11 protein-coding genes are annotated in these 13,737 nt (G+C 69.8%); 1 reads left to right on the plus strand and 10 read right to left on the minus strand.

Translation table 11 applies throughout. The features are described from left to right. Positions 1 to 9: 9 nt before the first annotated feature. Positions 10 to 459: a hypothetical protein gene (locus VGT00_00240; GenBank protein ID HEV8529826.1), complete on the minus strand. Its 450-nt coding sequence runs from the start codon at positions 457 to 459 to the stop codon at positions 10 to 12. Between the two features lie 200 nt (positions 460 to 659). Between VGT00_00240 and VGT00_00245 the strand changes: the two genes are divergently transcribed. Then, a complete protein-coding gene (locus VGT00_00245) occupies positions 660 to 2,123 on the plus strand; it encodes a M23 family metallopeptidase (protein ID HEV8529827.1) in 1,464 nt (487 codons plus the stop codon). Here the strand turns inward: VGT00_00245 and VGT00_00250 are convergent. The 9 genes from VGT00_00250 to VGT00_00290 form a co-directional block, all read right to left on the minus strand. Continuing rightward, complete coding sequence (locus tag VGT00_00250; protein ID HEV8529828.1) at positions 2,120 to 4,486, minus strand: caspase family protein; 2,367 nt, start codon at positions 4,484 to 4,486, stop codon at positions 2,120 to 2,122. The genes VGT00_00245 and VGT00_00250 overlap by 4 nt on opposite strands. 267 nt (positions 4,487 to 4,753) lie before the next feature. Next, the gene (locus VGT00_00255; GenBank protein HEV8529829.1) at positions 4,754 to 5,716 is read right to left on the minus strand and encodes a hypothetical protein; all 963 of its coding nucleotides are present in this window, start codon (positions 5,714 to 5,716) and stop codon (positions 4,754 to 4,756) included. Between the two features lie 2 nt (positions 5,717 to 5,718). Further along, positions 5,719 to 7,452 (minus strand): adenylate/guanylate cyclase domain-containing protein, encoded by a 1,734-nt coding sequence (locus VGT00_00260; protein ID HEV8529830.1) that lies wholly within the window; start codon positions 7,450 to 7,452, stop codon positions 5,719 to 5,721. A 62-nt stretch (positions 7,453 to 7,514) separates the two neighbouring features. Then, positions 7,515 to 8,834, minus strand: a complete 1,320-nt coding sequence (locus VGT00_00265; protein HEV8529831.1) for a TRAP transporter large permease — start codon at positions 8,832 to 8,834, stop codon at positions 7,515 to 7,517. Continuing rightward, positions 8,831 to 9,343 (minus strand): TRAP transporter small permease, encoded by a 513-nt coding sequence (locus VGT00_00270; protein HEV8529832.1) that lies wholly within the window; start codon positions 9,341 to 9,343, stop codon positions 8,831 to 8,833. The genes VGT00_00265 and VGT00_00270 overlap by 4 nt, the downstream gene beginning before the upstream one ends. A gap of 121 nt (positions 9,344 to 9,464) precedes the next feature. Continuing rightward, positions 9,465 to 10,295 (minus strand): IclR family transcriptional regulator, encoded by an 831-nt coding sequence (locus tag VGT00_00275; protein ID HEV8529833.1) that lies wholly within the window; start codon positions 10,293 to 10,295, stop codon positions 9,465 to 9,467. Positions 10,296 to 10,632: 337 nt separating this feature from the next. Next, positions 10,633 to 11,829 (minus strand): NAD(P)/FAD-dependent oxidoreductase, encoded by a 1,197-nt coding sequence (locus tag VGT00_00280; protein HEV8529834.1) that lies wholly within the window; start codon positions 11,827 to 11,829, stop codon positions 10,633 to 10,635. Then, the gene (locus tag VGT00_00285; GenBank protein HEV8529835.1) at positions 11,826 to 12,692 is read right to left on the minus strand and encodes a methyltransferase domain-containing protein; all 867 of its coding nucleotides are present in this window, start codon (positions 12,690 to 12,692) and stop codon (positions 11,826 to 11,828) included. The genes VGT00_00280 and VGT00_00285 overlap by 4 nt, the downstream gene beginning before the upstream one ends. Positions 12,693 to 12,702: 10 nt before the next feature. Continuing rightward, positions 12,703 to 13,728, minus strand: a complete 1,026-nt coding sequence (locus VGT00_00290; GenBank protein ID HEV8529836.1) for a type III polyketide synthase — start codon at positions 13,726 to 13,728, stop codon at positions 12,703 to 12,705. Positions 13,729 to 13,737 lie beyond the last annotated feature (9 nt).

Below are 13,737 nucleotides of genomic sequence, written 5' to 3' on the forward strand. Positions count from 1 at the left end.
TCGAACGGCTCATGATGCGTCTCCGCCGCCTCCTTCGGCGTTCCGCGCCGGCTCGACCAAGCCGAAGAACACGAGGGGAACGAGATAGAAGAAGAGAAGGTGCCCCGTGGCCATGCGCAGCGTTATCGCCGCGGCCGCGTCGGGGCCTGGCTCGACCATGAGGCAGAGGACGAAGTTCATCCAGGCGTAGAGCGCGGCGCCGATGACGACGAAGCGCGAGCCCGGCGGCACCGCGGCCACGACACCCCGCCAGTCGTGAACGGCCACCCGTCCCCATTGCCGCCGGATGGCCGCGGTTCGCCGGAGCCGCGCGATCATCCAGAGGGCGAGGAGGAACACGCCCGCCCCGAGCGTCCAGATGGTCCCCTCGCCGAGGAACCGCGCCCACGGCGTGAACGAGAGGAGATGCGCGGCGGCGCTCGCGAGAAACCCCAGCGCGGCCAGCCTCATCGCGATCATGACTCTCGTCTCCTGACTCAGCCCTCGGCTCGCGTCGCCGAGGGGCCGCCTCTCAGCTCGAAGAGCGGGCAGCGTCTCGGCTCGCACGACCCAGCCCTCGCCTCGCCGCTCTCCTCGCCTACGGCTCGTCGGCAGCGTCTTGGCTCGCACTACAGCACATTCGTGCGGGCGGGGCGAGAAGAGCTTGATATCCTCTCCGCATGGTCCGCTCCACCTTCCGGTTCTGGTTCAGCATCATCGTCATTCCGACCTTCCTCGTCATCGCCGTCCTCAGCTATTTCGCCTGGCGGCAGTCCGTTCCGGGGGTCCGCGCGGTGCTCGAGCCAGTCCCCCGCTGGATCGGCGTCAAGACGCCGCTCGCCGTGGATCTCTTCGCGGTGCGCGGCGGAGTCCGCTCCGTCGAGATCCGCCTGAAGCAGGGTCCCGCGCGTGTGGTCCTCGTCAAGCAGGAGTTCACGGGCGCGCCGTCGAATACCCAGCGCGTGGCCCTCCAGATCACGGGCGGCACCCTGGGCCTGCGCGAGGGGGGCGCCCTGCTCGAGGTGCGCGCCCGCGACGGCTTCTGGCGGCCCATCCGCGTGGACGACAAGCCCGTCGCCTCCGTACCCGTTACCCTGGATTTCACGCCGCCCTCGCTCGAAGTGGTCTCGGCGACGCGCTACTGGGCCAAGGGCGGCGGGGGGCTCGTGGTCATCCGCTCCCGAGGCGCCTCTCGCGTGGCGGTGAGCGTCGGCGCCCTGTCCTTCCGCGCGTATCCGGCGGGACCGGCGGACTCCAATCTCCACGTGGCCATCGTCGGCCTGCCCTGGAACTACGAGGTGGGGACGCCCATCGCCGCCACCGCCCAGGACGAGGCCGGGAACACGACCACGCGCAATGTCGCCGTCGAGGTCAAGGGCCGGCGCTTCAAGACGGACGTGATCGACGTGAAGGACGACTTCCTGGAGCGCAAGCTCCCCGAGCTCCTGCCCGAGCGCGGCGGGGCGATCCCGCGCGATCAGCTCCTCGAGGCCTTTCTCACCGTCAACCGGGACCGTCGCAAGCAGGCCGAGGAGACCAAGCGCACGCTGGCCTCCCGGACGCAGCCGCGGCCGCTCTGGGACGGCGTCTTCCTGCAGCCCCGCAATACCAAGGTCTTCTCCAACTTCGCGGAGACGCGCACCTACCGCTACCACGGGCGAGAGGTCGACACTCAGATCCACTTCGGCTATGACCTGGCCGCCGTGCGCCACGGGCCGGTGCCCGCGGCGAACGCGGGCGTGGTCGTCTTCGCGGGCCCGCTATCGATCTACGGCAATACGGTCATCGTGGATCACGGGCTGGGCCTGCAGACGCTCTACGCGCATCTCTCGACCATCGAGGTCAAGGAAGGCGATCAGGTGCGACAGGAGCAGGAGCTGGGGCGCACCGGCGATACGGGATTCGCCATGGGCGACCACCTGCACTTCGAGGTGCTCATCCAGGGGGTATCGGTGACGCCCGTCGAGTGGTGGGATGCCCGGTGGATCCGCGATCATATCGGCCGGCCGCTGCGTGAGGCGAGCCTGCTCCTCATCGAGTCGATCATGCCCGAGCTGGCGAAGGAGCAAGCCCCGCCCCCGCCCCGACGCCGTCGCGCGGCCGTGCCGCCGCGGGAGCAACCTCCGAAAGTCGAGAGCCCCTAGCGGGTCACCTTCACCAACGGAAGCGCGCCTTCCATCTCGCCCTTCATGACGGGATGCTGGTTGCCCCCGACCGAGCGCGATTTCTGTGCCACCTGCTGCTCGAGGTACTCGTAGAGCTCCTGGACGGTGACGATGCCGTCCTTGTTGAGGTCGGCCGCGCCTTTGAGCCCCTGCACGAGGTAGTAGGTGAAGATGCCGTGCCCGAGCTCGGCCAGCTCGATCGACACTTCGGAGGTACGCGAGGCCGTGATGATGGCGCGTCCCTTCGAGCGGGTCAGCCGCTCGAGGAACTGGTCGTCCAGGTTGGTGGCGCGCGTGCGCTTCGCGCTGAAGGTCCGCCCGCCCGCCGCGCCGCTATAGCAGGCGTCGAGGAAGACCACCATGCGCTCGGCCTCGACCCGGCTGAAGATGGTCTGCATCTCGTCCATGGGCAGCGCCGTCGAGTACAGATCGTCCGGGTCGGCGTCGGCCGGGATCAGATACTTGGCGAGCCCGTCGCGCTCGACGCCTCGCTGGTCCACCTCGGGAGCCCCGTGGCCCGCGAAGAAGATCACCACCGTGTCGTCCTTCTTGGCCGAGCGCGCGAGGAAGGTGCCGAGGGCCCACTTGATGTTGCGAAGAGTCGGCGGCTTCTCGCTCTTGTCGCTCAGCAGGAGCACGTGATCCTTCCGGAAGCCCCCGGGTCCGACCAGGACCTGATAGAGCGCCTCGGCGTCTGCCACGCTGTAGCGGAGCGAGGGGATGTCCGTGCTCTGGTAGCGCCCCACCCCGATGACGACGGCCCATCGGTCGCTTACGGGCTTGACGGGCGGCGATGGCGGGGGGGCAGGCGCGGACGCCACCGGCTTCGGCTTGTCATAGATGACCGTGCGAAGCTCCTGCTTGATGGTGCCGTCGGGCTCCGTGGCCGTCAGCACGATGGCATTGGCGCCCTCGCGGAAGGTGACGGGCGCGCTGACCGCGACGGAGCGCGGCGGCGTCTTGTCGCTCTGCTGGTGCACCTGGGTGCCGTTGAGGGCCACCGTGACCTTGGCCACGCCCTTGCTCGACGTCACCAATGCCGCCACCACGCTCGACTCCTCGCTCACGCGGGAGCGATCCTCGGGGTACCGGAACGACACGGTCAGCGGCGCGGCTTTCTCGTAATAGACGGTCCGCACCTCTTGCTGGGTGACGCCGTCGGCGTCCGTGGCGGTGATGACCACGGTGTTCTGGCCCTCGCGGAGCTTGAGGGGCAGGTTCACGGCCGCCGAGGTCGTGCCGGGCTCCTGGCGCGCGACCTCGACCCCATTGAGGGAGACGGCCACGCGGCGGACGTTCTTGCCGCCCGACGCGAGCCCGGCGAGCGCCACCGTCTCGTTGTCGAAGCGCGCCTGATCAGCCGGCGAGGAAAGCGTCACCTGGAGCGGGACGGCCCTCGGAGCGGGCGCGGGCGCGGCGACTTGAGGCGGCGGCGGGGGCTGGGGAAGTGGCGGGGCGCCGATCGGCGGAACGGGGCCGGGCGGCGCGCCCGGCACGGCCGGCCCTCGAGGCGGCAGATAGAAGAGGCCGCGGGCCTCTTGCCGGGTGGTGCCCTCGCCATCCACGGCGGTCACGATGACGACGTTCTTGCCCTCACGGAGCTTGATCGGCACATCCAGGGCTATCTCCGGCTTGGGCGCGCGCCGCTCGTTCTTGCTCGCCACCTCGGCGCCGTTCACGGTGACCACCACCGAGGCCAGGCCTTTGCCCGCGGTGACCTTTCCGCCCAGCGTGATGCTATCGATACCGACGCGGTCCTTCTCGGGCATGCCCTCGAGGGCGAACTGTATCGGACCGGTGGTGGGATGATCGAGACCGACGAGCTGGAATCGGAGAGTGCCTTGGGGCCCGTCCGCCTTGATGTACTGGCGTGCCTCGGGTGAGTACCAGAGATGGTTCTCGAAGCTCCGGCCGCCCTGATTGGTGAAGGTGAGGACGATGTGGAAGGCCTTGAAGGTTCCCGCGAAGACCTGCACGTCTTCGTAGGCCACCACCCTCCAGCTGATGGAGACGGGGAACGAGCGCCCCGAGGTTCCCGGAGTCTCCCAGAGGCTGTTCTGAAAACCGGACTTGCCGACCTCGAGCGGCCACTTCAGCTCGATGGGCGGGCTGAAATCGAGGACGGCGTCGCCCCGCTGCGCGCGGGCGATCCCGAGGTCCTTGGTCAGGTGGATCTCCCAGCGCGGCCTCGTGGAGAAGACGTAGATGTCCTTCTCGATACGGATCAGCTCGTAGAGGCCGTCATTGCGCACCCACTTCTCGCCGAGCGTATACGTCGGCCGCTCGGCCCGCGGCTTGGCCTGCGCGTGGGCGAGCGCGGGCGAGAGCACGAGGGCCAGCACGATCGCCGAGGCGAAGAGGGCAAGAGACGTTCGAGCTGAGACGCGGCCCGCAGTTCGAGGCGAGGGGCGGCGCCTCGCCGACGCGAGCCGAGGGCGGAGTTGATCCCGCAGGAGAGGAGCGCGGCGAGGCGCGAGCTGAGACAATCGCTTCAGGCCTGAACGAACCATGTGATGACCCTATCCGCCTGGGCGGGGCCGTGTCAAACTTGGCGGGAGAGGCCTGCTTCCTCGGTTCGCGAGCGGGAACTCGCCTGGAAGCTCGGGTACTTACCGCCGCGCCGCCGAGAGGTCGCGGGATTCCACGTACTCCCGCTGGGCGAGCTCGGTCAGCCCTATCGTCTCGTAGACCTGTCCGAGCAGCAGATGCAGGGTCGGCTCGTCGGGGTCTTTGGCCACCGCGGCCAGGAGCTCGCGCCGGGCCTCGGCATAGAGCCCCTCGCGGAGGAGATAGCCGGCCCGCATGATGGCCACGCTGGAGGCGGGATAGCCGGGCATCGAGGCAGGGACGAGGATGCCGAGCGATTCCTGCACCCGCGCGGCGTCTCCGGCGGCCAGGATCTCGAACTCGGTCTGCTGAACCGGCTGACCCGCCGTCTCGAGCTGCCAGAGATAGCGCACGCCGGGCTGGAGCGCGGGCGCGGAGGCAGGATACGCCACGGGCCGCCGCGGAAGATCCGCCTGCTCCCAGAGGGGACCCTTGGCCGAGAGCACGCGCACGCGGTAGCGCAAGGTGTCCGAGCCGTTCCACTCGAATGCCACGGTGCCGGGCAGGATCTTCGTGTCGCGGGGGGCGAGCTGGAGCACGCGCGGCGGGCGCACGTTGCGCACCGAGAGCGGGAGATAGGCCAGGTCCTTCTGCTTGCCGGAGAGAAAGTCCGTGACCCCGCCCACGAGACCACGCAGCTTGTCGCCGGAGGCGGCCGCGGCGGGCGGCTGCACGGTGAAGGGCGAGTTGGCCGCGGAGACCGATTGCGCTCCCCGCCCGCCCGTGAAGACGACGGCCGCGCGCGCCGAGCCGCCGGCGCGGATCTGGTCGCCCGCGCGGAGCGCCTGCAGAGGCTGGGCCGCGCCCCACGCGGACTCCCCCGCCCGCTTCACCTCGATCTGGCCGCCCTCCGCGCGGATCTCGGTGACCACGGCCACGGGATCCGCGGCCATCGCCACTGACGGGAGGATCAGCGTCCATTCGAGCAGACCCGCCCCAAGCAGTACCGCCAGAGTCTTGGCCACGCTCAGCGCTCTCTTTCGTCGGGCTCCGGCGGCGCGACCTCGTAGATCCGCACGGGCTCCTGCCGTCCCTTGACCTGCACCAGTCCGCGGTCGGTCATCCCCACGTCCAGGGCCGCATTTCGATAGGCCGACTCGGTCACCAGCATGATGGTGCCGAGCTCCTTGTTCAAGCCCTCGACGCGGGAAGCCAGATTGACCGTGTCTCCCACCACAGCGTACTTGACCTTGCCCTCCCGGCCGACGTTTCCCGCGAACACCTCGCCGGTGTGCACGCCCAGCCCCATACGCAGCGGCGGCAGCCCCTCGGACTCCCAGCGCCGGTTGAGGCCGGCGAGCGCCCGCTGCATGGCCAGCGCGCTCTGCACCGCGTGGCGCGCGTGATCCGGATCGTCGAGGGGAGCGCCGAACACGGCCATGATCGCGTCCCCGATGAAATCGTTCACCATGCCCCGATGGACGAAGATGGCCGCCGTCATGGCGTCGAAGTACTCGGTCAGCCGCGCGGCCATCTGTTCGGGCGCCATGCGCTCGGAGAGCGTGGTGAAGCCGCGCAGGTCCGAAAAGAGAATGGAGACCTCGCGTCGCTCGCCGGCCAGCTCCTCGGGGCGGCGCTCCACGCGCGCGGCCACCTCGGGACTGACATAGCGGCCGAGAGCCTCGCGGAGCCGCCGCCTCGCCAGGACGTCGGCGCCCAGCCCGAGAAGGGCCACGGCGAGGACGGGGAGAAGAAAATCCACGAGGTAGCCGCGTTTGAGAGCGGCCAGGCTCGCGGGAATGCCCAGGATGGCCGCGGCCGCGAGACAGACCACGGTGCCCCAGAGCGGCCGCAGCGCGGTCATGACGAGACCGGCGAGGAGCACCGCCCCGAGCTGGACTCCGAGCGCCGCGATCCATCCCGCCGGCCGGACGAAGCTCTGGGTCAGCAGCATCTGGGCGATATTCGCCTGGATCTCCACGCCCGACATCCGGCCAAAGGGCGTCATGTGGAAATCGCGGCCGTCCTGGAAGGTACCCCCCACGAGCACGATGCGTCCGCGCAGGGGATTGTCGCCGGCGATGTCGGCCCCCGCGTCGCCGATGGCGGCCACCGCGTCGGACGGAATGGTCAGGAAGCTTCCGGGGGGACCGATGAAGTTGATGGGGAGAACCGTCCCCGGCTCCGAGGTCTGGGACTGGCTGACCGCGGCCCCGAAGGCGACATCGCGGCCGACTCTCACCACCACGCGCCGGACGATGGCGTCCCCGTCCACCGGGACCTCCGGGGCGCTCAGCACGACCAGCTTGGCGAGCGCGGGATCGGCGAGCGGACCGCGATCGGGCAGGGCCGCGCTCGCCACCACGAGCCGGCGCGCTCCGCGCTCCGCGAACTCCGCCATGGCCTGGGCGAGGGCGGCGTCCTCCGGCGCGGGTCCGGCGGTGCGAAACGAGATGTCGAAGCCCACGGTGACGCCCCCCGCGCGCTGGATCCCCCGCAGCACCCGCGCCAGGTAATCGCGCGGAATGGGCTGGCGCCGACCGAGAGCATCGAAGGCGCCATCGTCGACGGCCACGATGACGATGGTCCCGGGCTGGCGCGGGCTCTGCAGATACATCAAGAGGTCGAGCGCTCGGACCTGGAGCGACTCGAAATAGCCCATGGCCGAGCCCGCCGTCACCGCGCAGGCGGCGATCGCGCCCACCACCCAGAGCTGGCGGAGGCGGGCCCGCCTCGCGCGCCACCATCCCAAAACACTCATGGGCCAATGATGCTCATGGACCGGGGGGGCTCATCCGGCGGTCGCTCATCCAGTCCCCGAGTCTAGCGCCGACCGGGCATCATCTGAGCGGGCAGCCACAGCGCCAGCTCCGGCACGAAGAAGAGGATGATGACGAGCACGACCATGAGGATCACGTACGGCGTGGTGCCGATGGTGATCTCGCGCGCGCCTGAGCCGGGCATGAGGTTCTGGATGACGAAGAGATTGAGCCCGACGGGGGGCGTGATGAAGCCGATCTCGAGCCAGACGACCATGATGATGCCGAACCACACCGGATCGAAGCCCAGGCCCGTGATGAGGGGAAAGAGGATGGGGAGCAGGATGATCATCACCGACAGCTCCTCGAGCGCATAGGCGATGACGAGCAGCACCGAGAAGATCGCCGCGAAGAGAGCCCACTTGGGAAGCCCCAGGGTCAGCACGGCGTTCAGGAGCGCCTTGGGGGCGCCCAGGAGCGCGATCACGTGCGAGAAGATAGCGGCAAAGAGGATGATGAGCATGACCATGGACGTGGTGCGCACCGTCGCCTGAAAGGTCTGGTTCAGGGCCCGCCAGGAGAGATTGCCGTAACAGAAGGCCAGGAGCATGCTCACCACGGATCCGAGGGCCGCCGCCTCCGTCGGGGTGACGATGCCGAGGTACATGGAGCCGAGGACGACGAAGATCAAGATGGCCACGGGCGCCACCTCGCCGAAGGAGCGGAGTTTGTCCCGGAACGACCCGCGGTCCTCGGCCACGCGCGGGGCCTTCTCGGGCCAGATGAGCGCGTAGACGACCACGTAGATCGCGAACATGACGGCGAGCACGATGCCGGGAATGATCCCGGCCATGTAGAGATGGCCGACCGAGGTCTCCGTCATCACGCCGTAGATGATCATGGGCACGGAGGGCGGGATGAGGATGCCCAGGGTGCCGCCCGCCGCGATGGAGCCGATGATGAGCGGCCGCCCATAGCCGCGACGCTCCATCTCGGGAATGGCGATCATCCCGATGGTGGCCGCGGTGGCCACGCTGGAGCCGGACACCGCGGCGAAGATGGCGCAGGAGAAGATGCTCGCCACCGCGAGGCCGCCCGGAAGAAAGCCCACCCAGCGCGCGACGGCGGTGAAGAGCCCCTTGCCGATGCCCGAATGGAGCAGGATGCCGCTCATGAAGATGAAGAGGGGGACGGCGATGAAGGAAAAGCTCGTGGCGTTGGTCCAGGCGATGGATCCGACCACCCCCATGCCCACCTTCCAGCCCTTCAGGTAGAGGAGGCCGACCACGCCGGCCAGCCCGAGCGAGATCGAGATCTCGAGTCCGAGGGCGAAGAGGAGGAACAGGAGCGCGATGAGGAGGGTGCCGAAGAGGGCTTCGCTCACCGCGCCTCCGGCGAGGGAGGCACCTCGTCGCGGCCGGCGTGGGGCCCGAGGGCCGCGCGGAGCTGACGACGCAGCGCGATCATCATGGCGCCCGCCGTGAGGGCCAGGCCCGCGGGAATCAGAAACATGGGCAGCCAGAGCGGGTAGAGCATGACGGCGGAGACGCGACCGTAGTGGAAGGCGGTGAAGGCGGACTGGGTGGTGACCCAGATGACGGCGAGCAGAAAGACGATGCCGATGACCAGGTTGAAGACGCGCAGCCACGCGCGTACCGCGGGGGGCAGGTGGGTCGTGATGAGATCGACGCGGACATGGCCGCCCACGCGAAACGTCTGGGCGGCTCCGCCGAAGACCACGAGGAGGAGGAGGAAGGGCCCGATCTCGTCGACGAAGAGCTGGGGCCGGTCGAGGAAGTACCGCATGAGGACGTCGAAGGAGATGAGTACGGCGAGGACGAGCACGGCCACTCCGGCGAGCAGACCGGCCGCCCTCGACGTCTTCGCGATCACGCGGCGGGCCGGATCAGCAGACGAGGGCCGCCGCGGCGGGCGTCATCATGGACGTCTCCCCTCTAGAGCGCGGGGACCAGCCCGCTGATGATCTCGAGGGACAGGGAGTGAAAAACGAGCCTCACGAGGCCGGCTCTGCTCCAAAGCCCATGACGCGCGACAGCTCGCGCGCGCGCTCCATCACCAGGGCGCCCAGACGCTCCTGGTCAGCGGCCAGGCGCTTGCTCGGGCCGCCCACCACGAGCCCGGCGAGAAGCTCGCCGTGCCGGTCGAAGACGGGAGCGGCGATGCCGGCGGCGCCCTCGGCGATCTCATCCACGGAGATCGAGAGTCCCGCGGCGCGAATCTCCTCGATGGCGCGCCGCAGAGCGGTGCGCGTGACGGGTGTCTGGGGCGTGAAGGCCCGGAGCTTGGTCGTGCGCAGGTACTCGTGACGGCGGGTGGGCGGGAGGTGGGCGAGCAAGAGCTTGCCGATGGCCGAGCAATAGAGCGGACGGCGAAGGCCGAGAGGCGGCGTGTAGCGGATGGGATCCCGGCCATCCACCTTGTCGATGTAGACGGCCACGGGCTCATCGCTGGCCATGGTGGCGAGGAGCGCCGTCTCCCCGCTCTGCTCGGCGAGGTCTTCCAGGAAGGGACGCGCCAGCTGCGGGAGCTCGCGGTTGGACAGGGCCGCCATGGCCAGCGTGAAGGCGGCGGGGCCCAGCTGATAGCGCCCATCGGAGCTTCTCACGAGGTAACCCAGCCGGGCCATGGGGCGAAGCAGGTAGAGCAGGCTGCTCTTCGGTGAGCCCAGCCGCTGGGAGAGCCCCGAGAGCGTCGCGCCATCCCGGCGCCTCGCCAGGGCTTCCAGCACCTCGAGGGCCCGGCCGAGGGCGCGGGGCCCCGCGTCCCGGCTGCGCGGACGCGGCGGCCCTGGGGTCGGTTCCCTCGTGATGGCGGCTATTCGCATTTGTGAACCTCTGTTCGAAAGACCGAACGGCAGAGTGCCATGCCGGCTCCGGCTGTGTCAACCCGGCCGGTATTCTACTGGGTCAAGTTGCGAGCCAATTTTACTCAGCCCTCCCCTCGGGGCTGCGCCCCTCAGCTCGAACCGCCATGCCCGAGGGAGCCAGCAACGCGAGGCGTACGTGGCCCTTCGAGCTGAGGGCGAAGCCCGAGGCGAGGGCTGAGTGGATCGTACGTTGAGCGTTGCTGGCGACCGAGAACGTGGCATTTCGAGCTGAGCGGCCCGGCCGCGAGGTGAGGGCTGAGTTGATGTGGCGAAGCAAATTGGCCCAGGAGCGTGCCTAGCGGAAGCCTTTGCTGAAGAGAGCGGCCGGGGGCACGAAATCCCCGAGAACGCCCATGAGCAGATCAAGGAGGGCGGGGCGACGCAGAAGCGCGTGCGCCGCGGCATTGGCGAGCCGGCGCCGCGCGATCACGAACTGGAGCGCGCGGGTGAGCCGCGCCTTGCCGCGGAAGTGCTCGCGGCGTGCCTCCGCATAGGGCCTGAGCGCGGATGCCTCGAGGGTGCCGCGCTCGATGGCGGCATGCGCCACCTCGGCCAGGAGCTCGGCGGATCGGAGCGCGGTGAAGATCCCCTCGCCCGTGAACGGGTCGTAGAAGCCCGTCGCGTCTCCGGCGAGCATGACGCCGCCCGCGCGCGGCTCCTTGACTCGATAGGCCAGCGGACCCATGGCCTGCAAGGCCCCCACCGGCTTCATCCCCTCGAGCCGCGCGGAGAGCCGCGGCAATTGCCGGAGGCGCGCATGGAAGAAAGTCTCGAGCCGGCCCGCGAAGGGCCTGGCATGCGCCAGGGGAACGACCAGGCCCAGGTTGACGAGACCGGGAGCCACGGGATTGAGAATGGCGTAGTCGGGCGGATCGACGAAGATCTCTCCGCGCTCGTCGAAGCCGTCGAGCCCGGCCACGTGCTGGATGAGGGCCATGCGCCGGAGGCGGTGCGGGCGCAGGAGCCCCAGCGCCGCCGCCACGGCGGAAGCGCGGCCGTCGGCACCAATCACGAGCCGCGCGCGCAACTCGAGCGCCCGGCCCTCGGCATCCTGAGCCTGGACGCCCTTCACGTTGCTCCCCTCCCTCAGAAGGCCGGTGACGCGATGACGCTCTCGCACGTCCACGGGCAGGCTTCGCGCACGATCGACGAGGATCTGGTCCAGCCTCTCGCGGACAATGGCCAGCGCATGGTCCCGGTGACTGGGCCAGGGACCGGTGGTGGGATACGATCCCATGATGACCGTGCCGTCAGGCGCCACGATCTTCATGCCGCGCAGGGGCTGGGCGCCCGCCTCGTCGATCGCCTTGAGCACGCCCAGCCGGTCGAGAATGCGCGCGGACTCCGGCGAGAGGTACTCGCCGCAGATCTTGGGACGCGGGAAGGCGGCCTTGTCGAGCAGGGTCACGCTCCAGCCGCGCTCGGCCAGGAGAATCGCGGAGGCGGCCCCCGCGGGACCCGCGCCCACCACGATCACGTCGCGCGCGCTCATGGCCGGGAAGTTCGAGCCGAGACGCTGCCCGCTGTTCGAGGCGAGGGGCGGCGCCTCGCCGACGCGAGCCGAGGGCTGAGTTGATCCCGCAGGCGTGGCAGTTCGAGCTGAAGGGCGAAGCCCTGAGGCGAGGGCTGAGTAGATGAGCGGCGAGGCGAGTGCTGGGTCGTGGTCCTGACGGCGCAGAGACGCAAGGCCCAGGCGTGGCGATGCACGCGCACGTCGGCGAGATCGGCGCGCCGGGCGAGGGACTCGACCTCGCCGAGGGTATAGGCGCGCCGGACGGACATGGGCCCGTCGTGGCGGGACATGCGGTTCCTGGCCAGGAGCCGCGTGGTCAGCCAGACCACGGCATGGGCCAGGCGGCTCCGGAAGAGATCATTGGCCACGAGACCCCGCCGGGCGGCGCGATCCATCTCGGCGAGGGAGACCGCGGCCTCGGCGGGCGGCAGGTGATGGAGCACGAGGGCGGAGATGGCCACGTCCACCGAGCACGGCCGCACGGGGAGGGCGAGGGCGTCGCCGCGGACCAGCGTGACCTCGGGATAGCCGGCCATCCGAAGGGCGGCCGCGCGGAGCGTCTCGCCATCGCGATCCAGCGCGAAGATCCGGATGGAGCGACCCGCGCGGCGCGCCCACCGCACGAGCGCGCGCGGGATATCGCCGCCCCCGGTGCCCACGTCGAGGACGGTCACGCGGCGATCACGCGGCAGGTCCGCGACGAGGCGTTTCACGTGACGCATGGTCAGCCGGGCTCCGCCGAAGAAGGCATTGAAGCGCGCGATGTCGTCCAGGTTCTGGGAGAGGTCGGCGAAGGGCGCAGGCCGGTCGAGCATCTCGACGGCGTCGTGCGCGCGCTCCATGGGCAGCCCGCTACCAGCGAAGTAGCGCGCCTTCGGCGGCAAACCCCGGGCCGAGGGCGATCATGAGCCCCCAGTCGCCGGGCACGGGCTGGCCCGAGCGCAGAGTCTCTTCGAGCACGAAGACCACGGTGGCCGAGGACATGTTGCCGAGATGGCGCAAGACGTGGCGCGAGTGGGCGATCTGCGACTCGTCGAGGTCGAGGAGCCGGCGCGCCTGCTCGATCACGCGGCGGCCCGCCGAGTGGAGGACGAAGTGACGCACGTCCTCCTTCTTGAGCCCCTGCGAGTCCATGAGGAGATCGGCCATCTCTTTCATCATGGCGGCGCCGATGCGCCGCACGTCCTTGGAGAGGACGACCCGCGGCCGGCCGCCGGGAAACTCGAAGCCCATGGCCCCGAGGTGCTCGGAGCGAAAGAGGCTCTGATGGCAGACGATGACGGGGCCATCGCCCTCCCCGGCGATGGCCATGGCCCCCGCCCCATCGGCGAAGATGGCATGGGCCACCGCGCTCTCGAGCCGGTCGTCGAGGAAGTACGCCGTCGAGCAGATCTCCACGGCCACCACCACCGCGCGGTGCCGCGGAAAGGCCTGCACGTGATTGTGGGCCTGCTCGAGGGCGACCATGGCGCTGGCGCAGCCCGTGTCGCCCACGTGGACGCGCTGGGTCCCGGCTTTGAGGCCGAGGGTGGCGATGAGGTGCGCGTCGAGGCTCGGGCACAACCGGCCCGTGCACGTCGTGGTGGCGAGGAAGTCCACCTCGGCGAGATCCCATCCCGCCCGCTCCACCACGCGCCGGACGGCCTCCGCTCCTAGTTCAATAGCGCCACGGCGGAAGCGCTCGCCGAGCTCGTCCACGCTCTCGCCCGGCGTGAACGTCTCGGGATCGAGGTAGAGATAGCGCCCGTCGATCTCGCTGTTGGCGAAGAAACCGGCGCGGCGCGGATCCTCGTAGCCGGCCATGCGGAGGAGCGTCGTCTGGTCGAAGCGGTGGCGGGGCGTGGCCGTCGACACCGCGACGATTCTCGGCGTCCCCATGGGGCGAGG

This window comes from Candidatus Methylomirabilota bacterium (assembly GCA_036002485.1).
Taxonomy (GTDB): Bacteria; Methylomirabilota; Methylomirabilia; order Rokubacteriales; family CSP1-6; genus AR37.

Excerpts from the sequence above, each read along its gene's own strand:
- VGT00_00240 (HEV8529826.1), bottom strand. The coding sequence starts at position 459 with ATGATCGCGATGAGGCTGGCCGCGCTGGGGTTTCTCGCGAGCGCCGCC.
- VGT00_00245 (HEV8529827.1), top strand. The coding sequence starts at position 660 with ATGGTCCGCTCCACCTTCCGGTTCTGGTTCAGCATCATCGTCATTCCG.
- VGT00_00260 (HEV8529830.1), bottom strand. The coding sequence starts at position 7,452 with ATGAGTGTTTTGGGATGGTGGCGCGCGAGGCGGGCCCGCCTCCGCCAG.
- VGT00_00275 (HEV8529833.1), bottom strand. The coding sequence starts at position 10,295 with ATGCGAATAGCCGCCATCACGAGGGAACCGACCCCAGGGCCGCCGCGT.
- VGT00_00280 (HEV8529834.1), bottom strand. The coding sequence starts at position 11,829 with ATGAGCGCGCGCGACGTGATCGTGGTGGGCGCGGGTCCCGCGGGGGCC.
- VGT00_00285 (HEV8529835.1), bottom strand. The coding sequence starts at position 12,692 with ATGGAGCGCGCGCACGACGCCGTCGAGATGCTCGACCGGCCTGCGCCC.
- VGT00_00290 (HEV8529836.1), bottom strand. The coding sequence starts at position 13,728 with ATGGGGACGCCGAGAATCGTCGCGGTGTCGACGGCCACGCCCCGCCAC.